We start from the raw sequence: 21950 nt of genomic DNA, 5'->3' as shown, positions 1-21950 counted from the left end.
TCATTCTTTTACACAGTTTTTATGCTTTTTATCCACAGGTAAATGTGATAAGGCATCGCCTATAAGGAAGAAGTTAGCTGGGCTACTTGAATTTTTGTTCGTTTTTCCACATGGCTGGGGATAACTCTAGACGATTTAGTGAAAATATTCCTTAAGATCAAAAAATATTTTTAGATCGCGGGAAGATCCTTGCGCTTTAGGGTGGAGTCCGTATAATCTTCCTCCCTGTGCACAGTGCTGATGTGGTTTTTACACGAAACTGAGGTATACTTGTTGGGTTCTGCGTTCTGTTCTCGCGTTAACGTTAGACTTGAATACAGACGAAAAGCAGGTTGTCAGTCAGTATGAAAATAGAATCATGAGTTGACTGTCACAGCATATGTCGGCAAACCGGTCAGCCAGGCTATAAATAAAAGTGGTTTGATTGCGTCATTTTATTGACGTGACCCCCTATGTTTTATTACAATCCTGCCTCTTTCTATATTGTTGCGATAGAGGCACAGGTGTAAATCAGTTTCCACTGGTTGCCAACGCGTTTACTGAATCAGTAATAAATTTTAAAGTTAGGTAGAAATCGTTATGAAACGCACTTTTCAACCGTCCGTACTGAAGCGCAACCGTTCACACGGTTTCCGTGCTCGTATGGCCACTAAAAATGGTCGTCAGGTCCTGGCTCGCCGTCGTGCTAAAGGCCGCGCTCGTCTGACCGTTTCATCTAAGTAATAAAGCTAGCCCTCTATTCCAGTGGTTACGCTCGCTTTTACCCGGGAGTTACGCTTGTTAACTCCCAGGCATTTCGATAATGTCTTTAAGCAGCCGCAGAGGGCGAGTTCCCCAGAGATAACAATCCTTGGTCGCCTAAACGAGCTGGGGCATCCCCGCATCGGTCTTACCATCGCCAAAAAAAATGTTAAACGAGCTCATGAGCGAAATCGTATTAAGCGATTAGCGCGTGAATACTTTCGTCTGCATCAACACGAGTTGCCTTCAATGGACTTTGTGGTATTGGTAAGGAAAGGGGTTGCCAATCTCGACAATCAACAGATCACGGAAGCATTGGATAAGTTATGGCGTCGTCACCGTCGCTTGGCTCAAAAATCCTGATCATGCTGATCAGAGGCTACCAACTGGCGATTAGCCCGTTGTTAGGGCCTCGTTGTCGCTTCAATCCTACTTGTTCAAATTACGGAATTGAGGCATTGCGCAGGTTTGGTATGCTAAAAGGGAGTTGGTTAACGGCGAAACGCGTATTAAAATGCCACCCTTTACACGCTGGTGGAGATGATCCTGTCCCACCCAGAAAAACTGATGATAATAGAGAATTATAACGATGGATTCGCAACGCAATCTTCTACTCATCGCTTTGTTGTTCGTGTCGTTCTTAGTTTGGCAGGCCTGGGAGAGCGATAAAGTTGCTCAGGACGTTAAAACTGTTCAAACTTCGCAACAAGCGGATATGCCAAGCAGTGATGCCCAAGCAGTAACTAGCAGTGGGCAAGGTAAGCTCATCACCGTTAAAACGGATGTACTGGATATTCGCATCAATACTCGTGGTGGTGATATCGATGAGGCTGACCTGTTAGCCTATCCTGCGACCCTTCATTCGGAAGACCCTTTCCGTTTACTGGAAACTAACCCAGGCTTTGTCTACCAGGCACAAAGTGGTTTGATTGGCCCTCATGGCCCAGACAACCCAGCAAATAATAACGGTGAACGTCCGCTATACTCTGCAGATTCTGCAACTTTCACATTAGCGAACGGCCAAGACGTATTACGTGTACCAATGTCATTTACGGATAACAACGGCGTTGTTTACCAAAAAACGTACATTGTAAAACGCGGTCAATATACGGTTGAAGTTGAATACAGCATCCAAAACCCTACAGCACAGCCGCTAACGTTGGCGTTTTTCGGTCAGTTAAAACAAACTATCGAATTACCAAAAGAACGTGATACAGGGAGCAGCAACTTTGCTCTGCACACATACCGCGGTGCGGCGTATTCTTCCGATGAAAACAACTATAAAAAATATAGCTTTGGAGACATCGAAGATAAAAACCTGAGCCTGACAACGAAAGGCGGTTGGGTTGCGATGTTGCAACAATACTTTGCGACAGCTTGGATCCCTGCAAGCGCAGAGAAAAGCACGTTCTACACCATCGACCTTGATAAAAAATCTGCCATCATTGGTTATAAGAGTGAACCAATGACGATTGCCGCAAATGGCGCAGGTACTTATTCATCAACGTTATGGGTTGGCCCAGAAATTCAGTCTGAGATGGCAGCAGTTGCACCACACTTAGACTTAACTGTTGATTACGGTTGGTTATGGTTTATCTCTCAGCCATTGTTTAAATTGCTGAAATTTATTCACGGTTTCGTGGGTAACTGGGGTATTGCCATCATCGTTATCACCTTTATCGTTCGTGGTATCATGTATCCGCTGACTAAAGCGCAGTACACCTCCATGGCGAAAATGCGTTTACTGCAACCAAAACTGGCGGCAATGCGTGAGCGTATTGGTGATGATAAACAGCGTATGAGCCAAGAAATGATGGCGATGTATAAAGCAGAAAAAGTAAACCCACTGGGTGGTTGTTTACCGCTGCTTATCCAAATGCCTATTTTCCTTGCACTTTACTACATGTTGATGGGTTCTGTTGAACTGCGTCATGCACCGTTCTTTGGTTGGATCCAAGACTTGTCTGCACAAGACCCGTACTACATCCTGCCAGTATTGATGGGTGTGACGATGTTTGTTATCCAGAAAATGTCACCAACAGCAGTCACTGACCCAATGCAGCAGAAGATTATGACGTACATGCCAGTCGTGTTCACTATCTTCTTCCTGTGGTTCCCATCAGGTCTGGTACTGTATTATATCGTGAGTAACTTAGTAACCATCATCCAGCAACAAGTGATTTACCGTGGCTTGGAAAAACGTGGTCTGCACAGTCGCGATAAAAAAGAGAAAAAATAATCTCGGTTCTCAGTAAGATGGGAATGGCTTCACAAAGCGGGATTCTATAGTAGTATTAAGGCGACCAGATAAGGTCGCCTTATTCTTTTCAAAAAGTCAAAGACAGAGAAACATCATGCTGATTAACGATACTATCATCGCACAGGCAACACCTCCCGGTCGTGGTGGTGTCGGTATTTTACGTGTATCAGGCCCGAAGGCGGCACTGGTTGCTGAAACCGTATTGGGGAAACTTCCTAAGCCGCGTTATGCGGATTATCTCCCTTTTCGTGATGTGGAAGGCGCTGTTCTTGATCAAGGCATTGCGATTTATTTTCCTGGCCCCAACTCCTTTACAGGGGAAGATGTTCTTGAGCTACAAGGGCATGGTGGCCCGGTCATCCTTGACCTATTACTGAGAAGAATTCTAGCTATCGATGGTATTCGTATCGCAAATCCTGGAGAGTTTTCTGAGCGCGCATTTTTGAATGATAAGCTCGACTTAGCTCAAGCAGAAGCTATTGCAGACTTGATCGATGCAAGTTCTGAACAGGCTGCGCGCTCTGCGATGAACTCTTTACAAGGCGCATTTTCTTCCCATATCCACCAGTTAGTGGAAGCACTTACTCACTTGCGGATTTATGTAGAAGCAGCCATCGATTTCCCTGATGAGGAAATTGATTTCTTATCTGATGGTAAAATTGAAGCCAAACTTAATGAAGTTGTGGCGGATTTAGAGCAGGTTCGTTCCCAAGCTCGCCAAGGCAGTTTGTTGCGTGAAGGAATGAAAGTGGTTATTGCTGGGCGTCCAAATGCGGGTAAATCAAGCTTATTGAATGCATTAGCAGGGCGTGAAGCCGCAATTGTAACCGATATTGCGGGGACCACGCGTGATGTACTGCGTGAACATATTCATATCGACGGGATGCCACTGCATATTATTGATACCGCAGGCCTACGTGAAGCAAGCGATGAAGTTGAGCGTATTGGTATCGAGCGCGCATGGAAAGAGATTGAACAAGCTGACCATGTGTTGTTTATGGTGGATAGCACCACAACCAATGCCACGGAACCACAAGAAATTTGGCCTGAATTTATGGCGCGCTTACCTGATGAACTTCCGGTCACCGTCATTCGTAACAAAGCAGATATGACAGGCGAACCAGTTGAGTTTATTGATAATACTCGTTATCCGTTAATTCGTTTGTCTGCACGTGAAGAAAAAGGTATTGATTTGTTGCGCGATCACCTAAAAGAAACCATTGGCTTTAATAGCAATACTGAAGGTGGTTTCCTTGCTCGTAGTCGCCATTTACAAGCACTGAATGCAGCGGCCGTTCACCTAGAACAGGGATATGACCAGTTAGTGAATGCTCGCTCCGGTGAATTACTGGCCGAAGAGCTGCGTTTGGCTCAGCAAGAACTGAGTGAAATTACAGGTGAATTTACCTCTGACGACCTATTAGGGCGTATTTTCTCCAGTTTCTGTATTGGAAAATAGTAAAATCTGAGAGGGTATCAGCCGATTATTGAATTCGTGCTGATACCTGACCTAAAAACAGCTGAGCAACGCATTACATATAAGTCATCATTCACTTTTGAATATTAAATCACTACTAAAATTGTTATTTACCCTATTATTTTTATTTTAATTAAATAATAAAAAACAATATTAATTTTTATGTTATTTTTTACATGAATAAAAAAACTATCATTAACCCTGTAATTTAAATTTTAAATAAAGGGCTCAATGATGGAAATATATGATGTAAAAAGTGTTAATGAAAAAATTAATATTGATATTATTAAAAAAAATAGCAAAGAAAAGCTTCATACCTTTTTTTTCGAACGCACTAATTCGAATTTTTTAAAGTTGTATTTCTCACATATTAATTTACCTAAAAATAGTTATGTTGAATTTGAATATGGGGATAGCGTTATACAGCGAGAAAGTTTTTATCAGATGAATGAGGCGATAATGACGATCCCGAGTAGCGGCGTTAATATTCGTGTTAGATTACCATTACTCACTGATGTAGAAAATGTTTTTTCGTTTTTCCTAGATTCGATTGAGCACGATAATCACTCAAGGGTGATTATCGGCCAAGACGAACGAAAACCTTATATGTGTTATGAAGGAAGCACAATTGCGGAGTATGCGTTATCAAGTGCAGCTGCACGTATTGGTGGATGGGGGTCTTGTTCCTTAATTGGTAGTGAAAACCATGTTCTCACTAATAACCATGTTGTCGAAAGTGATCCTAATTTAATCAATGGCGAAATATGGTTTAATTGGTTTAATGAGACTTGTAGTTCGACATCCGCAGTGACTGAACCTGTTCGTTTAAAGCCGGGCAGGGTATTAAAGCGGGGGATCAGCGCTAGCGATAATGATTATGCATTATTTACCTTAGATGAATTTGACTATTTAAATTCTAATGTGAAAGCATTATTTGGTGGGCTAGCATTAAGCCAAAGTAATCCGGTTAAAGGCGAGAATATTTATATTCCACAATATGGTGATGGTGGTTTACGCCCAATGCATATTGGCGATATAAAAAATGGCAAATTTGCTGAGATATTAAACGTTGAAAATAATGGCAATAAAATAGTTCATAATGCTGATACCCAAGGGGGATCATCAGGTTCTCCAGTTATATCAAGAGCCAGTAATCAAATTATTGGATTACATTGGGGGGGCGGGACTGTCAATGTGGGTGTCGCAGTTCAAAATTTGAATGCTGAATTAGGCGGGTTGATTGGAAATAGCAATATATCCGTTATTGGGCTTGGTCATGTTGCATCAACCAACCTGGAACTAAATCCCATTAATGCGTTAGAAACATTAATACCGATATCACTGAATGAAGGGAGTAGTATTATTCCTTTTGATACGGTGAAAATTGAAGACTATGAAAATTATTCAATAATGTATGTTGATGCTATTGATTTAGTGACTCATGAGATATTCCCGTTGTCATTTAAAGCAAGTGTAGTGAAAGAGGGGCATCAAACACATCTCCATGATGATGAGATCACAGGAGATGTGTTCTTAAAGTTCTATCATTTTGACATTGAAGCAGAAAAATTAGTGAAATGTTGGATTGCATTCAAAATATCTAATGATAATCAAAATATTAAAAATCACGTTATCCGGTTGATTTATGATAGATATGATCCTTATGTGGCCCCATTTGATATCGAAAGTGCTGAAATGTTAGCATTGAACCTTAGCCAAGATAAAAAAAATGCGACAAGCTACACGGTAAATGGCAATGATTATTATGGGTTTGTTGCGTTGTATCGCGGGCAGGGGCCACTGTCTTTGGTCTGGATTGAAAAAGCATACTCACAGGTAAAGGGGCTGTTAAAGAATTCATTAGGTGATGAAGTCCTTGTTAATTTCAGAGCTTCTCGCCAAACAGAGTGCGCTACGAACTCAATGAATACGGCTGCTTCATGTGCTTCCCAGAATAAATTCTCTCGGCTAGTATTGGAATACTTTCCTAAAGATAACCCACACCTTGTATTAGAAAATAGTGTTTATGAAGGGATCATTCCGTTGCAGGCAAAATCATGGCAAGGGGAACCCAGCAAAAACATTTTAATTAAGGTCTCTTTGCAGTCTGAATAACTGTCGTGATTTAATATTTCTCTGTATTTGAATGAATTAAGGTGTTTAGTAAATCAATATTGCCATCCAGTGTATTAGCTGAAATTTAGTGTATGCACTGTTTATTAAGGCCAAGTTCGAATGTGAGCGTTTTAATCTGCTATTAATCCCTTTCTTGTTTGTGGGTGGGGTGCTGCATTCACTTTCAGGCTCAACACGTTAATCCGTAATACGGCTACCATGGGTAAACACCGTGGCTTTCCCCTGACGGCAGAAGCCGACTAACGTCAAGTTGGCTTTTTCCGCTACTTCAATCGCCAATGACGTCGCGGCAGAAACGGCAAATAAAATTTCTGCGCCGCAACTCGCGGCTTTTTGTACCATTTCATAACTGGCTCGGCTGGAAACCAAAACGGCTCCTTGTTGCCATTGATGACGGCTTTTCATTCCCAGTAGTTTATCAAGAGCAACATGGCGGCCGACATCTTCACAACCACCGACTAATTGACCTTCTGGGGATATCCATGCAGCGGCATGGGTACAGCCTGTTAGTGCGCCAATTTCCTGTACTTTTTTCAATTCATGCAATGCATTATCAAGGTGCGAGAGAGAGAAGGTTTGGCTGAAAGGTAGGGGAGAGATAGGCTTAAAGATTTCATCAAGCTGCTCTGTACCACAAATACCACAGCCTGTGCGGCCTGCTAAATTACGACGACGTTCTTTGAGTTCCATAAAGCGGCGGCTAGATAATTCCACGTGAACTTCAATGCCCCGATTGCAGCCTTCAACGATATCAATTCCACGAATTTCATCACTGGACTGTATTATGCCTTCCGAAAGTGAGAACCCGACAGCGAAATCCTCAAGATCTTTTGGGGTTGCCATCATTACCACATGGGATATGCCATTGAACACTAATGCAACAGGATATTCTTCTGCAACGTAATCTTTCACTGGTGAGTTAAGGTTGCCTTTTTGTTGCACAATTGTGCTGTTTAAGCCAATCATTTGGGTGATTTGGGAGTCATTTGTAGTATTTGTTTCATACATTAGATGAATTCCTAGCATTAATGATACATAATATTAATTATGGGTAAAAAGAATTTACACCATTTGCCAGGCAATGAACCTGGGACGTAAGGAAGACGTTGAATAAAAACAGTTTACCTGATTATCGCAATTGACGTTAGGTAAACATGAGCAATGTAAATGAGGAGATCCCCATGCAAGTCAGCAGAAGGCAGTTCTTTAAGATCTGCGCTGGCGGTATGGCAGGTACGACGGCAGCGGCGTTAGGTTTTGCACCTGCAACCGCGTTAGCGTCAACGCGCCAGTATAAATTACTGCGTGCGAAGGAAACCAGAAATACCTGTACCTACTGTTCTGTCGGCTGTGGGCTGTTAATGTACAGCCTCGGTGATGGCGCGAAAAATGCAAAAGAGAGCATTTTCCATATTGAAGGGGACCCGGATCATCCGGTAAACCGTGGTGCACTTTGTCCGAAAGGTGCTGGACTTATCGATTTCATCCACAGTGAAAGCCGCTTAAAATACCCCGAAGTGCGTGAGCCTGGTACCAATGAGTGGAAACGTATCACGTGGAACGACGCTTTTGACCGTATCGCTAAGTTGATGAAAGAAGACCGCGATGCGAACTTTATCGAAAAAAATAAAGACGGTGTCACGGTTAACCGTTGGCTAACCACCGGTATGCTGTGTGCATCAGCTGGAAGCAATGAGACTGGTTTTGTAACACAAAAATTCACCCGCGCTCTCGGCATGCTTGCCGTAGACAACCAAGCGCGTGTCTGACACGGACCAACGGTAGCAAGTCTTGCTCCAACATTTGGTCGCGGTGCGATGACCAACCATTGGGTTGACATTAAAAATGCAAACCTAATCGTTGTTATGGGTGGTAATGCGGCAGAAGCGCATCCAGTTGGTTTCCGCTGGGCGATGGAAGCTAAAATCCATAATAAAGCCAAATTAATTGTTATTGACCCACGCTTTACCCGTACAGCGGCAGTGGCGGATTTCTACACGCCTATCCGTTCAGGTACAGATATTGCGTTTTTATCAGGTGTTATCAAATACTTACTGGATAATGAAAAAATTCAGCGTGAATACGTGGAAGCGTATACCAATGCGAGTTTAGTGATCCGTGAAGATTTTGGCTTCGATGATGGTCTATTTACTGGCTATGACGCAGAAAAACGCCAATACGATAAAACTACGTGGAACTATGAGATGGATGAAAACGGCCTTGCGCTGCGCGATCCGACTCTAAAACACCCACGTTGTGTACTGAATTTATTAAAAGAACACGTTAGCCGTTATACACCAGAAGTGGTGAATAACATCTGTGGTACGCCAATCAAAGACTTCCTGCAAGTCTGTGAATACCTTGCAGAAACCAGTGTTAAAGATAAAACAGCATCGTTCTTATATGCGTTAGGTTGGACTCAACATACGGTGGGTGCGCAAAACATCCGTACGATGGCGATGATCCAATTGCTCTTAGGTAATATGGGTATGTTAGGGGGTGGTGTAAACGCACTGCGTGGGCACTCCAATATCCAAGGTCTGACTGACTTAGGTTTGTTATCACAAAGCTTACCAGGTTACTTGACATTACCATCAGAAAAACAAACCACATTAGAAAGTTATTTAGCGGCGAATACGCCGAAAGCCACGGTGGCCGGTCAGGTGAATTATTGGGGGAATTACCCGAAATTCTTCGTGAGCTTAATGAAAACCTTCTACGGTGATAAAGCGCAGAAAGAAAATGACTGGGGCTTTGACTACTTACCGAAGTGGGATCAAGGCTATGACGTGCTGCGTTATTTCGAGATGATGGATAAGGGCGAAGTCAATGGTTATATCTGCCAAGGCTTTAACCCATTAGCGTCATTCCCGAATAAAAACAAAGTGGTTAAGTCGTTATCAAAACTGAAATTCTTGATTACTATTGACCCACTGAATACGGAAACGTCGAATTTCTGGCAAAACCACGGCGAAATGAACGATGTAAATCCAGCGGAAATTCAAACGACGGTATTCCGCTTGCCATCTTGCTGTTTTGCTGAAGAAAATGGTTCGATTGTTAACTCAGCACGTTGGTTGCAGTGGCACTGGAAAGGTGCAGATGCCCCAGGCGAGGCCATCAGTGATGGTGAGATTCTGTCGGGTATTTTCCACCGTTTACGTCAACTGTACAAAACCGAAGGTGGGGCACTTCCTGAGCAAGTGCTTAGCATGACTTGGAACTACTTGGATACTGATAATCCAACGCCAGAAGAAGTCGCGCAAGAAAACAACGGTTATGCATTAGTTGACCTCAAAGACGCTGACGGTAACGTTCTGGTTAAAAAAGGCGATCTACTGAGCTCGTTTGCACAGTTACGTGATGATGGTTCAACTGCAAGTGGATGCTGGATTTTTGCTGGTAGCTGGACGCCGAAAGGTAACCAAATGGCGAATCGTGATAACTCTGACCCAACAGGTCTGGGGAACACGTTAGGCTGGGCATGGGCATGGCCTCTGAACCGCCGCGTCATTTATAACCGTGCATCGGCAGACCCAATGGGTAAACCGTGGGATCCGAAACGTCAAATTCTTGAGTGGGATGGCAGCAAATGGACGGGAATGGATATTCCTGACTATAGCAATGCGCCTCCTGGAAGTGGTGTAGGGCCGTTTATCATGCAGCCTGAAGGTATGGGACGTTTGTTTGCACTGGATAAAATGGCCGAAGGCCCATTCCCTGAGCACTATGAACCTATCGAAACGCCGCTGGATACTAACCCGTTGCATCCAAATGTGGTGTCTAACCCTGCGGCTCGCGTGTTTAAAGACGACTGGGCGCAAATGGGTAAAGCGACAGAATTCCCTTATGTGGGAACAACTTATCGCTTAACAGAGCACTTCCACTATTGGACAAAACACGCCCTGTTGAATGCCATCATTCAGCCACAGCAATTTATCGAAATCGGTGAGCGCTTGGCGAAAGAGAAGGGTATCGAGCAAGGTGATACGGTGAAAGTGAGTTCTAAACGTGGCTACATTAAAGCAAAAGCGATGGTCACCAAACGTATTCATACGCTGAAAGTGGCTGGAAAAGATATCGATACTATTGGTATTCCAATCCACTGGGGCTTTGAAGGTTTGGCGGTGAAAGGCTTTATTGCCAACACGCTAACGCCATATGTGGGCGATGCGAATACACAAACGCCGGAATTTAAATCATTCCTTGTCAACGTGGAAAAGGTGTAAGGAGATAAATTATGTCAATGCAATCTCAGGACATTATTCGTCGCTCTGCCACCAATTCCCTGACTCCCGCGCCTCAGGTGCGGGACTATAAGGAAGAAGTTGCAAAGCTTATCGACGTAACGACCTGTATCGGCTGTAAAGCGTGTCAGGTCGCGTGTTCCGAATGGAACGATATCCGTGACAAAATCGGCACCAACGTTGGGGTATATGATAACCCAACCGATTTAACCGCCAAGTCATGGACGGTAATGCGCTTCTCTGAAGTAGAAGAGAACGATAAATTCGAATGGCTGATCCGTAAAGATGGCTGTATGCACTGTGCTGACCCAGGCTGTCTGAAGGCGTGTCCTTCAGAAGGTGCGATTGTTCAGTATAAAAACGGTATTGTTGATTTCCAATCAGAACACTGTATTGGTTGTGGTTACTGTATCGCGGGTTGCCCGTTCGACGTACCGCGTATCAACCCAGAAGATAACCGTGCATACAAATGTACGCTGTGTGTTGACCGTGTTGAAGTGGGTCAAGAACCTGCGTGTGTGAAAACATGCTCAACAGGTGCTATTCACTTTGGTAGCAAAGAAGACATGATTGGCATGGCGGGTGAGCGTGTTGAAGAGCTGAAAACCCGTGGTTATGCAAATGCAGGTTTATATGACCCTGAAGGTGTTGGCGGTACGCACGTGATGTACGTCCTGCACCACGCAGATAAACCTCAGTTGTACCACGGACTGCCAGAAAACCCGACAATTAGCCCAACAGTGACTTTCTGGAAAGGTATCTGGAAGCCGTTAGCTGCGGTTGGTTTTGCTGCAACATTTGCGGCGGCCATCTTCCACTATGTGGGTATTGGTCCGAACCGCGTCTCCAAAAAAGATGAAGAAGAGGCTCTAGAAGATTTGCATAATGCAATGTCATCTGATGACACTTCCAAGTCAAAAGAAGGGGAGGATCAGAAATGATGCCAGATGATAACGACAAAATTATCCGCCATAAGCCGATTGAAAGGATCAATCACTGGGCGGTTGTGATTTGCTTTTTGTTCACAGCAATCAGTGGCTTAGGGTTTTTCTTCCCCTCACTGAACTGGTTTATGAATATTTTAGGCACGCCACAGCTGTCGCGTATTTTGCATCCATTCGTGGGTACGGCGATGTTCTTGCTGTTCGTGTTCATGTTTTTCCGTTATTTCCACCATAACTTCATTAATAAAGAAGATATTAAGTGGGCAAAAAATATCGGCAAAGTACTGAAAAACGAAGAAGCAGGCGATGTAGGTCAGTATAACCTCGGTCAAAAAGGGGTGTATTGGGTGGTCACTATCTGCTTATTGGCGCTGGTGGTCACCGGTGTCATCATGTGGCGCCCTTATTTTGCCGAATACTTCCCAATCCCTGTTTATCGTGCAGCGATTCTGATCCACTCACTCTCTGCGATTGCGTTGATCATTATGATTGTGGTTCACGCTTACGCGGCGATTTGGGTGAAAGGTTCGGTTCGTGCGATGGTCGAAGGTTGGGTGACCCGTGGTTGGGCGAGAAAGCACCACCCACTGTGGTACCGCCAACTTCTTGAAAAAGAAAAGCAAGAAAAACAACAGCAAGAGAAAAACTAAGTTTTATCTTGTCACGTAATAATAAGGCCTGCTCTTGATGATATTGAGGCAGGCTTTTTTATTGGAGAGAAGAGTTAATAATTAGAGGCTAAACGTGTCGCAATGCGTAACATTCTAAGTATGCGAATGTGATTATCTTTTTTGTTAACTTGATAAAGTATGAAAAATGGAAAATTAGGAATGATTAATTTTCTGTAACTTTCTTTGTTTTTAACTTTCACACCAGAGTAGGGGGTGCTTGTGGTAATTCTGTAACTTATTGAAATCGATTGTTAATTTTATCTGCGAGTAATATTCCTGCATGTTTAAAAAAATAGTGATAAATGTGTTCCCTATCTGTTTGTGCCGCTTTTCCCAAAGCAGTTTTATCATTTATCATCTCCACAGAGTTTTTTTCGTAATTGAGCCATTCGTTTTTGACTTTCACCATGTTCTATAAAAGCCGCTTTACCACTTTCATTATTATTTATCGCATTAATTTTGTTAGGTCTGTTTGGTGGCGCTTTGCAGCTTGCATCGCTAAGCGCTTTGTTTCTTCATCAATTCTAAAATGAATAGTATCCATAATAAGCCTAATGTGTTGTCATTTGTGTTATTTTATTATGATTACAGTAATCAAAAAATCACCTATCATTAATGGTCAGGCTATAGACAAAAGCCAGTGCTAGCAGTATCAACACAAAAGAAAAACCGAGGAATTGGTAATTGACGGATAACACCCCGCCCGTTAATCCCCCCAGAATAAAAGATAATACGGCGAGGAACAGCACCTTTTTGCTGCTATCACCTTGCACGTTTTTTAAAAAAGCATTGATGCAGGATGTTGTCATCCCAGTAACATACGTTGAATGAATACCAACAGTCCCCGCCTTATTAAAAAAGCCGTTTTGTAACCCCATGGATAAACTAATGATAAATATTACGATATTGTCAGAATAGACGGCATGGGCGAAGAAATAGAGCGCAAACACCCCAGTAAATAATAAAAATGATAAACCAATCAGAAAACGGTAATCACGTAGTGAGTTATTTTTTAACCGTTGCCATGAACCAAGGCAAGTCCCTAGAAAAAAACCACAGATAGAAACTGCGGAAAGTAGGAGCATTGGCCAATCTAACTTGGCGAGGTACACCATGCTTAAAATACTGTTCCCCGTCAGATGCCCCGTGAACACTTCAAAAATCACGAAAGAGCAGGCATCAACAAACCCGCCAATAAAGGCCAGTAAGAGGAAAAAGGGCGTATGGGAGTTGGCTTCAAATTGGAATAATGTCATTGGTTGTTCTGCCGCTCATCAAAATAGATAGTGATGGTGAGTATATGCATTATTTAGAAAATAATAAAAAAACCTGATACGGGAAGTATCAGGTTTGAGAGTTAACGACGTTTATCAGTGGATAATTACAGCGAATGTTCGCGGTTTAATGCTTCAATGGTTTTTTTCGCACCGTTATCACGCAGTGATAGGTAAAACGCAGTCACTTTTTCAGTAAATAACGGGTTGTTGACCAATTCTTGGGTAAACAAACTTTCCAGTGAGAGCAATGCCTTAACGCGGTTTTCATCATCCTGACTTTGCGCCACCAGTTCAGCCAGTTTAGCGGCCTGTGGGTCACTCACTTGAATATCTGCACCCTGATCGTCTTTCCCACTGACATAACGCATCCACCCTGCAACAGCTAACGCTAAATAATCAAATGATTGGCCATTTTTTAGGTGAATTTGAATCGAATCCAACAAACGTTGAGATAGTTTTAGGGTTCCATCCATCGCAATTTGCCATGTGCGGTGTTTGAGCCCCGTATTTTTAAAGCGTTCAATTAACGCGTTTGCATACTGAGGTAAATCGACATTTTTAATGGAAAGTGTCGATGCTTGCTCATTCACCATCAAGTGGTAAGCCGCTTTTTCATAAGCACTGTCTTGCATACATTCATTAATGTACTGATAGCCTGCTAAGTATCCCAAGTAAGCAAGGAATGAGTGGCTGCCGTTTAACATGCGCAGTTTCATTTCTTCAAATGGGATAACATCCGTGACTAACTGGGCACCTGCTTTTTCCCATTCAGGGCGGCCTGCAACAAAGTTATCTTCTATCACCCATTGCTTAAAAGGCTCACAGGCAATCGCAACTTTATCAACAACAGAACCAAGTTGGGATTGAATTTTCTCTGCGGTTTCTGTGGTCATTGCAGGTACAATTCTATCTACCATGGTTGACGGAAACGTGACATTTTCCTCAATCCATTTGGCTAACTCTGCATCGCGCTTTGCCGCCATCGCAAGGATAACATTTTTCGTAATATGCCCATTTTCTGGCATATTGTCGCAGGACATCACGGTAAAGGGTGCTAATCCTAATACTTTGCGGCGACGAAGCGCTTCAACAATCACGCCAGGTAATGATTTAGGTGCTTCAGGGGACACTAAATCATGGGCGATAGCGGGGTTATCAAAATCAATTGACCCAGTTGATGGAACGTAGCAGTACCCTTTTTCTGTGACCGTCATGGAGACGATAGCAATATTTGGGTCTAACATACGATTGATAACAGCATCAATACCGTGAATGGTTGGGTGTAGTGCCTCTTTAACCACGCCAACGGTACGGGTTTGCCAGTTATCACCTTGCATTTCAACAACGTTATACAAGCAGTCTTGAGCCAGTAAATCTTCGATTTGCTGCTCGCCACCCACTAAGTTAACTTCACAAAATCCCCAATCACTTTGGTGATCCGTCGCTAAAATGTCTGCAAAGATGGCTTGATGGGCGCGGTGAAACGCGCCGAAACCCAAGTGAAGCATTTTAACGTTAACCTGATTTCTATCGTAGTTTGGCACTTTGATAGCCGCAGGGAGTTGGTTTAGGTTATTGATTGACAGTTGCATATTTGGCCTTACCTTTACTTTTTTGTTGCTCAACTTCTTCAACCGCATCCAGTGGGCTGGCTAAGTCACGGTCTTTGACTTCAGGCATGATGATGGCGGTAATTAATGAAATGGCAGAATAAACAATGATCATAATAGCGATAGGCCACCAGCTCCCTGTGATGCTACAGAAGATACCTGCAAGCACTGGGCCTAAGCCAGATGCAATTAACCCACCAATTTCTTTTGCAACAGCCATACCCGTAAAACGGTTACGTGAGTTGAACATTTCAGCCATCGTAATATTTTCAAGAGCAAATAACCCGAGAACTGAACAGTTATGGACAATAATAATACAGATGGTGATTAAGCTGACACTGTTGGCTCCGTTTACGATGACGGAAAGCATCGGGTAGGCGAGCAGCATCGCGGATAAGCTAAGGATAATATAAGGAATACGGCGACCAAATTTATCTGATAGTAGGCCAATCACAGGGATTGTAAGGAAACCTACAACGGAGCTGATCATGATCGCATCAGTTGGAATACTTTTATCGAATAATAGACTTTGAACTAAATAACCCGCTAGGAATGTCTGGATAAGCCCTGAGTTACCTGCTTGGCCAAAACGAATACCTGTTGCCAACCAAAACGCTTTCGTTTTGAACATCGCAAAGAAACTTTCTTTTGGTGGTGTTTGGACAGCCACCTGAGCTTCTTGCTCTTCCGCATTTTGAACTTTCTCAAACACTGGGCTTTCTTTGAGGTTCAGTCGTAGCCAGACAGCAAACAGCATCACAACAAAACTTGCTAAGAATGGTACACGCCAACCCCAAGCCAGTAAGTCTTCTTTGTCTAACCAGAAGAACATAAATGCCCAGATAGCCGTTGCGCTCAGTGTTCCGCAGTTTGTACCTAAACCAACCAGTGAAGCGACAATACCGCGGCGGCCTTTTGGCGCATATTCGGCGAGCATGGTTCCTGCGCCTGAAATTTCAGCACCAGCACCTAAGCCTTGAATAATTCGCAAGAGAACTAATAGCAGCGGTGCGAGGATACCAACCTGTGCATAAGTCGGTAATACCCCGATTAAGGTGGTACACACCCCCATCATAGTGATGGTAATGAATAACACTTTTTTACGACCGATTCTATCCCCCATCTGACCAAAGAAGACTGCACCAACAATACGGGCGACATATCCCGCACCATAGGTACCCATGGCGAGGATTAACGCCATTGATGCCGATTGCTCTGGGAAGAAAATTTCGTGGAAAACAAGTGCTGCACCTAGTGAGTAAAGCTGAAAATCCATAAATTCGAGGGCGGTTCCAAGCCAACCAGAAACAGCAGCTTTGGTGAGATCCCCAGAGCTACGTTCGACTTTCCCTGATTGGTCTATCGACTGAGTATTCATATTATTATCCTATTAATCACGTCGGGTAGTATTTGAAATAATTATTTTTTTTGTAATAAAATTAAAAGGTTAAAAGAATTTTACAGCAGGTTTTTTGGTCTTTCTCAAAGGTTAGAATTGCCTCTTGCGCCTCAGTGAATGGGAACTGATGGGTTAAGATTTTGGTTGGGTCGATTTTGTTCGACTCAATCCAGCTAATCACCTCTGGGAATTTTTTCGCATTTAGGCGTGAAGAGAATAGGGCAATCTCTTTACTGGTAATGCTCTGTTGTGTCACGGAACTTGGCTCACTCGAGAATCCCATAATAGATACTCTTGCCGCAGGAGATGCAATTAAAATCGCTTCTTGCAAAATAGCGGGATGGCACGCTGCATCTAACACAACCGTAGGTCGTAGATTTAAGGCTTTGAGTTGTTCAGGAAGCGGTGTTTGTGAGTTATCAATCACGATATCCGCTCCACATGCTGTGGCTCTGGCTAATCGCTCAGCAACACGGTCAACCACAATTAAGGTTTTGACTTGGTAAACGCCTTTTAAGACTTGTGCACAGGTTAATCCAATCGTGCCTGCACCATAGACTAAGGCCACATCATCTTTGGTTGGCTGAACGTGCGAGGTAACGTTGGCTGCGATAGAGTAAGGCTCGACAGTCACTGCACACTCATCACTGATTGAATCAGGAATGGTATACGCATTGGCTGCAGGCACAGTGACATACTCAGTAAAGCCGCCATCAGTATGAACGCCCAAGACTTCTAAGGTTTCACAGACATTTGGTTTACCAATTGAGCAAGGGTAACAATGACCACAACTGAGTACAGGGTCGATAGAGACGCGTTCACCGATACGTTTGCTATCCACACCGCTACCCACTTTTTCAATGACGCCAAAAAACTCATGGCCGATGATACGAGGGTATTTTGCAAATGGGTTGTGACCACGATATATATGGCTATCAGAGCCACAAATACCCGCTAAGCGAACTTTGATTTGCACTTGATTTTCAGCAGGTTCAGGAATTGAACGCTCTTCTATCAATAATGTATTGGGTTCTTTTATCACTACAGCTTTCATATTTAACTCCGAATTATCTAAAAATCACCAATTCCATAAAGTACCGTCTTCAAGACGGGCAATAGGTAGGTAAGCTGGGTTGTACGGGTATTTCGCTGCCCGTTTTTCATCAAAATCGATACCTAAACCAGGCTTATCACTTGGGTGCATGTAGCCGTCTTTAAATGTCCAGTTAGGGCTAAAGACAGAGAGCATTTCTTCGGAGTACCCCATAAATTCTTGTACACCAAAGTTGGGTACCCATAGGTCAAAGTGCAGGGCAGCAGCGTGACAAATAGGGGACAGATCGGATGGGCCATGTGAGCCCGTTCTAACTTGATAAAGTGAGGCGAAATCTGCAATTCGACGCATACCTGTAATACCGCCCGCATGTGTAATAGTGGTACGGATATAGTCGATAAGCTGTTCTTCGATTAGTTGTTTGCAGTCCCAAATACTATTGAAAACTTCACCAACGGCGATTGGGGTGACGGTGTGCTGGCGGATCAATCTAAAACAGGATTGATTTTCCGCTGGTGTTGGATCTTCCATCCAAAATAAACGTGCATCTTCAATGCTTTTACCAAAGCGAGCCGCTTCAATCGGTGTTAAGCGGTGATGGACATCGTGCAGGAGGTGTTCATTGAAACCGTATTTATCGCGAACAGCTTCAAACAGTTTTGGCATGAAATCGAGGTATTTTTCGGTTGACCAAAGTTGTTCTTCGGGGTGGTGTCCTTTGGTGGCAGGTTCGTAAGCAAGGTTTTGTCCTTTGCTTTGACCATAGGTCGTTGCCATACCAGGGATCCCACACTGCACGCGGATGGCTTTAAAGCCTTTTTCCTTATATTTTGCGTAGTTATCTAATGCTTCAGGAATATCTTTACCTGTTGTATGGCAGTACACCATCACGCCTTCACGGGATGCTCCACCTAATAATTGGTATACAGGCAAGTTAGCAATTTTGCCTTTAATATCCCATAAAGCCATGTCGATGGCTGAAATGGCAGACATGGTCACTGGGCCTCTACGCCAATAAGCCCCTTTGTAGAAAAACTGGTAAATATCTTCAATTTTGTGTGGGTCACGACCAATAAGCTGAGGGCATAGGTGGTCTTTTAAGTATGAAACAACGGCGAGTTCACGACCATTGAGTGTCGCGTCACCCACGCCATACACGCCTTCATCCGTGGTAATTTTTAATGTGACAAAGTTACGACCGGGGCTACATACAAACACTTCTGCGTTTACGATTTTCATTTTTGCCCATATCCATATTTATGTTAACCAACTGATCAACCAAAATGAGAGAAAAACACCTAACTGGTTTATTTATTGGTTGACCAAATTTTCTTTTTTTCACTCTATCAACCAAGAAATTAAAAGACAACGACTAAAAAGCCGACAATAAGTGAAGGTGATCACAAATTGGTTAACTAATTTGGCCAAAATAATGGATAAATTGGTTGACCATTATCAAGAGTGACGATAATCTACAATGGAAGAACTAAATTTAATTCGACAACGCGTTGTACATATATATGAAAACTCAATACCGCTCGTACCAGTACCTAGGTCAGCAGTTAAAAGAGCTCATTGCTTCTGGTGAATATCCGATAGGAAGTCGTTTAATGCCAGAACGTGAGATCGCTAAAAAATATGATGTCAGTCGCTCATTGGTACGTGAAGCGCTCATCATGCTGGAAATTGAAAAGTTGGTTTCTATCAAGAAGGGTTCAGGTGTTTATGTCATTAATCATCCAGACTTGCTTATTGATGAAATCAAGAGTTTGGATCATGGGCCTTTTGAAATTCTACAAGCTCGCCAAGTGATTGAAAGCGCAATTGCGGCATGCGCTGCCTTGTCAGCAACAAAAGCAGATATCCAAGAAATCCGTGCGTTACTCGAAGATGAACGGATTAAAGTTGCTAATAATGAAAGCGATGATGAAAATGATCATAAGTTTCATGTGCTTATTGCTCGCGCAAGTAAGAACGACATGATGGCGAAGATCATTGATGATATTTGGGCTGTACGGTTACAAAGTCCAATGTGGGACAAATTGCATGAGCATATCGATAACACGACTTACCGTAAGAAGTGGTTGATTGATCATGAAAATATTTTAAATGCACTACAAAAGCGTGACCCTGAATTGGCGAAAAAAGAGATGTGGCAACACTTAGAGAATGTCAAAAATACTCTAATGCAGCTTTCCGATTTTGACGACCCCAATTTTGATGGTTATTTATTTGAAACAATTCCTTATCAGACTATTTTTGAATAAGTGAAGGAGATGTACTCATGGAGCATACGTGGCGTTGGTATGGGCCTAATGACCCAGTTTCTTTAAGTGATGCAAGGCAAGCTGAGGCGACAGGGATCGTTTCTGCTCTCCATCATATTCCAAACGGTGTTGTTTGGAGTGTTGAGGAAATCGTAAAGCGTAAGGCTATCATTGAGGACGCTGGTTTAGTTTGGTCTGTTGTTGAAAGTATCCCTGTTCACGAAGATATTAAAACCCAACAGGGTGATTTCGAAAAATATATTCAGAATTATCAGCAAAGTATTCGCAATTTAGCCTCATGTGGCATTAAAACAATTTGCTATAACTTCATGCCAATTCTTGATTGGACGCGTACCGACCTTGGCTATACGTTGCCTGATGGTTCTAAAGCATTACGCTTTGATAATATCGCGTTTGCAGCATTTGAAATTCATATTTTAAAACGTGAAAATGCAGCAGCAAGTTATTCAGAACAAGAAGTTAAAGAGGCTGCTGAATATTATGCGGCAATGTCATCCGACGATATTGATAATTTAATTAAAACCATTATTGCAGGGCTACCTGGAGCAGAAGAGGGCTATACATTAGACCAATTCCGTGAGCGCTTAGCATTGTATAATGATATTGATAAAAACCAATTGCGTGAAAACTTACGTTATTTCTTGCAGAAAATCGTACCTGTCTGTGAAGAAGAAAATGTTGTATTAGCAATTCACCCTGATGACCCACCACGCCCTATTTTAGGTTTACCACGTATTGTTTCAACAATTGAAGATATGCAGTTTATTAAAGAAAGCTGCGATAGTATTCATAATGGTTTTACGATGTGTACGGGCTCGTATGGTGTACGCGCAGATAACGACCTTGTGAAAATGATTAATACATTTGGGGATCGTATTCATTTTACACATTTGCGTTCAACGGTGAGAGAAGAAAACCCAAATACTTTCCATGAAGGGAACCATATTGCGGGTGATGTCGACATGTTCGAAGTCGTTAAAGCGATTTTAGCGATTGAACAAAAACGCAATGAGGCGGGTTTACCACCTATTCCAATGCGTCCTGACCATGGTCACCAAATTTTGGATGACCTAAAGAAAGTTACAAACCCAGGTTACTCAGCGATTGGTCGTTTAAAAGGACTGGCGGAAGTACGGGGATTAGAGCTAGCACTTAAGCGGATGTATTATCCTGAGTTATTAAAAGCATAATTTATCTTCATAATGCTTGCTTTGATGATTTGGCATTATTGAACTATCGAATAGTTAGATATACTTAAATATACGCGATCAAGATAAACTGGTCGCGTATATAAATACGGTTTTAAATTAAAATTTAGCACCCCATCTATGATATCTTGGTAAAATATTGCCAAATTTAATGCTGTGTTTTTATTATGACTGAATTTTCCCTAATAGTAACCCCGTTAATTTTTCAAGTTATCTAATATTAATATATTGTTATTTAATATTTTATTTATACTCTCATTGTGGGCGGGATTTTATTAAATAACGCAATGCTATCGTCTGAAATAAGTAGTTTGTTTTTCTACTAACATGTTCTTTCCAAGCTTTTATCGAGTAAAATTAAACCTTGCGATATCCCTAAGGATGTGACGTTGATAGACTCATCCGATTGATTTAGTGAGCTATTTTTAGTCAGAGCAATAAATTGGTTTAATTATTTTGAGAAAAATATAACTGTCCTTAGTTGGTTGGTAGATTATAAGTTAGGTTATCAGACCATTGATGATGTATTACGATAAAAAATGCAATTAATATTATTATAAAAGCATTAGATTGCTAATGTTGGCTTAATTATATTTTTGATTTCACTATGATTAGATAAGAAATAAAATTGAGTGATT

The 21950-nt window shown here is 42.5% G+C and carries 17 protein-coding genes and 1 pseudogene; 11 read left to right on the top strand and 7 right to left on the bottom strand.

Going from position 1 to position 21950, the window contains the following annotated elements; translation table 11 throughout:
- Positions 1-579 precede the first annotated feature (579 nt).
- The 6 genes from rpmH to M1F05_RS21095 all read left to right on the top strand — a co-directional run bounded on the left by rpmH (position 580) and on the right by M1F05_RS21095 (position 6593).
- On the top strand, positions 580-723 hold the full coding sequence (gene rpmH / locus M1F05_RS21120) for a 50S ribosomal protein L34 (RefSeq protein ID WP_004906236.1): 144 nt from the start codon (positions 580-582) through the stop codon (positions 721-723).
- 21 nt (positions 724-744) lie between these two features.
- Positions 745-1104, top strand: coding sequence for a ribonuclease P protein component (gene rnpA, locus M1F05_RS21115; RefSeq protein ID WP_004906229.1), 360 nt, complete (start codon positions 745-747; stop codon positions 1102-1104).
- Positions 1068-1328 (top strand): membrane protein insertion efficiency factor YidD, encoded by a 261-nt coding sequence (yidD, locus tag M1F05_RS21110; protein WP_036959180.1) that lies wholly within the window; start codon positions 1068-1070, stop codon positions 1326-1328. The genes rnpA and yidD overlap by 37 nt, the downstream gene beginning before the upstream one ends.
- Positions 1329-1330: 2 nt before the next feature.
- Positions 1331-2980 carry a membrane protein insertase YidC gene (gene yidC / locus M1F05_RS21105; protein WP_206085629.1) on the top strand — a complete coding sequence of 550 codons (1650 nt, stop codon included), beginning with the start codon at positions 1331-1333 and terminating at the stop codon, positions 2978-2980.
- 115 nt (positions 2981-3095) lie between these two features.
- The gene (gene mnmE, locus M1F05_RS21100; RefSeq protein WP_206085632.1) at positions 3096-4460 is read left to right on the top strand and encodes a tRNA uridine-5-carboxymethylaminomethyl(34) synthesis GTPase MnmE; all 1365 of its coding nucleotides are present in this window, start codon (positions 3096-3098) and stop codon (positions 4458-4460) included.
- Between the two features lie 252 nt (positions 4461-4712).
- Positions 4713-6593, top strand: coding sequence for a serine protease (locus tag M1F05_RS21095; RefSeq protein WP_318825964.1), 1881 nt, complete (start codon positions 4713-4715; stop codon positions 6591-6593).
- Between the two features lie 198 nt (positions 6594-6791).
- Here M1F05_RS21095 and fdhD read toward each other — a convergent pair whose 3' ends face one another.
- A complete protein-coding gene (gene fdhD / locus M1F05_RS21090) occupies positions 6792-7622 on the bottom strand; it encodes a formate dehydrogenase accessory sulfurtransferase FdhD (protein ID WP_206085636.1) in 831 nt (276 codons plus the stop codon).
- Between the two features lie 173 nt (positions 7623-7795).
- On the opposite strand from fdhD, the gene fdnG reads away from it, so the two are divergent.
- Genes fdnG through fdoI form a run of 3 tightly spaced genes read left to right on the top strand, consistent with a single transcriptional unit; the run spans position 7796 to position 12455 of the window.
- Positions 7796-10843, top strand: coding sequence for a formate dehydrogenase-N subunit alpha (gene fdnG, locus M1F05_RS21085; RefSeq protein WP_318825963.1), 3048 nt, complete (start codon positions 7796-7798; stop codon positions 10841-10843).
- A gap of 11 nt (positions 10844-10854) precedes the next feature.
- A complete protein-coding gene (gene fdxH / locus M1F05_RS21080; RefSeq protein WP_318825962.1) occupies positions 10855-11802 on the top strand; it encodes a formate dehydrogenase subunit beta in 948 nt (315 codons plus the stop codon).
- Positions 11799-12455, top strand: a complete 657-nt coding sequence (gene fdoI / locus M1F05_RS21075) for a formate dehydrogenase cytochrome b556 subunit (RefSeq protein WP_047755785.1) — start codon at positions 11799-11801, stop codon at positions 12453-12455. The genes fdxH and fdoI overlap by 4 nt, the downstream gene beginning before the upstream one ends.
- A 469-nt stretch (positions 12456-12924) precedes the next feature.
- Here the strand turns inward: fdoI and M1F05_RS21070 are convergent.
- The 6 genes and pseudogenes from M1F05_RS21070 to manD all read right to left on the bottom strand — a co-directional run.
- Positions 12925-13020: pseudogene (locus tag M1F05_RS21070) on the bottom strand (damage-inducible protein J); the annotation flags it as partial.
- 58 nt (positions 13021-13078) lie between these two features.
- Positions 13079-13732, bottom strand: coding sequence for a YoaK family protein (locus M1F05_RS21065; protein ID WP_206085642.1), 654 nt, complete (start codon positions 13730-13732; stop codon positions 13079-13081).
- Between the two features lie 125 nt (positions 13733-13857).
- Positions 13858-15345 (bottom strand): mannitol dehydrogenase family protein, encoded by a 1488-nt coding sequence (locus M1F05_RS21060; protein WP_206085644.1) that lies wholly within the window; start codon positions 15343-15345, stop codon positions 13858-13860.
- Positions 15326-16741, bottom strand: coding sequence for an MFS transporter (locus M1F05_RS21055; RefSeq protein ID WP_206085646.1), 1416 nt, complete (start codon positions 16739-16741; stop codon positions 15326-15328). The genes M1F05_RS21060 and M1F05_RS21055 overlap by 20 nt, the downstream gene beginning before the upstream one ends.
- A gap of 61 nt (positions 16742-16802) precedes the next feature.
- Complete coding sequence (locus tag M1F05_RS21050) at positions 16803-17816, bottom strand: Zn-dependent oxidoreductase (protein WP_206085648.1); 1014 nt, start codon at positions 17814-17816, stop codon at positions 16803-16805.
- Between the two features lie 24 nt (positions 17817-17840).
- Positions 17841-19055, bottom strand: coding sequence for a D-mannonate dehydratase ManD (gene manD / locus M1F05_RS21045; protein ID WP_206085650.1), 1215 nt, complete (start codon positions 19053-19055; stop codon positions 17841-17843).
- 281 nt (positions 19056-19336) lie between these two features.
- Between manD and M1F05_RS21040 the strand changes: the two genes are divergently transcribed.
- Positions 19337-20083, top strand: a complete 747-nt coding sequence (locus M1F05_RS21040; protein WP_206085652.1) for an FCD domain-containing protein — start codon at positions 19337-19339, stop codon at positions 20081-20083.
- A 17-nt stretch (positions 20084-20100) separates the two neighbouring features.
- Entirely contained in the window at positions 20101-21294 is a 1194-nt protein-coding gene (gene uxuA, locus M1F05_RS21035; RefSeq protein WP_206085654.1) for a mannonate dehydratase, read from the top strand.
- Positions 21295-21950 lie beyond the last annotated feature (656 nt).

The organism is Providencia sp. PROV252, from assembly GCF_033676005.1.
Classification (GTDB): domain Bacteria; phylum Pseudomonadota; class Gammaproteobacteria; order Enterobacterales; family Enterobacteriaceae; genus Providencia; species Providencia vermicola.
This window is presented reverse-complemented; position numbering and strand designations above follow the sequence as displayed.

Bases quoted from the DNA above. Each gene is read 5' to 3' on its own strand.
- manD (WP_206085650.1), bottom strand. From the start codon at position 19,055: ATGAAAATCGTAAACGCAGAAGTGTTTGTATGTAGCCCCGGTCGTAAC.
- mnmE (WP_206085632.1), top strand. From the start codon at position 3,096: ATGCTGATTAACGATACTATCATCGCACAGGCAACACCTCCCGGTCGT.
- fdhD (WP_206085636.1), bottom strand. From the start codon at position 7,622: ATGTATGAAACAAATACTACAAATGACTCCCAAATCACCCAAATGATT.
- yidC (WP_206085629.1), top strand. From the start codon at position 1,331: ATGGATTCGCAACGCAATCTTCTACTCATCGCTTTGTTGTTCGTGTCG.
- M1F05_RS21060 (WP_206085644.1), bottom strand. From the start codon at position 15,345: ATGCAACTGTCAATCAATAACCTAAACCAACTCCCTGCGGCTATCAAA.
- M1F05_RS21095 (WP_318825964.1), top strand. From the start codon at position 4,713: ATGGAAATATATGATGTAAAAAGTGTTAATGAAAAAATTAATATTGAT.
- M1F05_RS21040 (WP_206085652.1), top strand. From the start codon at position 19,337: ATGAAAACTCAATACCGCTCGTACCAGTACCTAGGTCAGCAGTTAAAA.
- uxuA (WP_206085654.1), top strand. From the start codon at position 20,101: ATGGAGCATACGTGGCGTTGGTATGGGCCTAATGACCCAGTTTCTTTA.
- M1F05_RS21055 (WP_206085646.1), bottom strand. From the start codon at position 16,741: ATGAATACTCAGTCGATAGACCAATCAGGGAAAGTCGAACGTAGCTCT.
- fdoI (WP_047755785.1), top strand. From the start codon at position 11,799: ATGATGCCAGATGATAACGACAAAATTATCCGCCATAAGCCGATTGAA.
- yidD (WP_036959180.1), top strand. From the start codon at position 1,068: ATGGCGTCGTCACCGTCGCTTGGCTCAAAAATCCTGATCATGCTGATC.
- M1F05_RS21050 (WP_206085648.1), bottom strand. From the start codon at position 17,816: ATGAAAGCTGTAGTGATAAAAGAACCCAATACATTATTGATAGAAGAG.
- fdxH (WP_318825962.1), top strand. From the start codon at position 10,855: ATGTCAATGCAATCTCAGGACATTATTCGTCGCTCTGCCACCAATTCC.
- rpmH (WP_004906236.1), top strand. From the start codon at position 580: ATGAAACGCACTTTTCAACCGTCCGTACTGAAGCGCAACCGTTCACAC.
- M1F05_RS21065 (WP_206085642.1), bottom strand. From the start codon at position 13,732: ATGACATTATTCCAATTTGAAGCCAACTCCCATACGCCCTTTTTCCTC.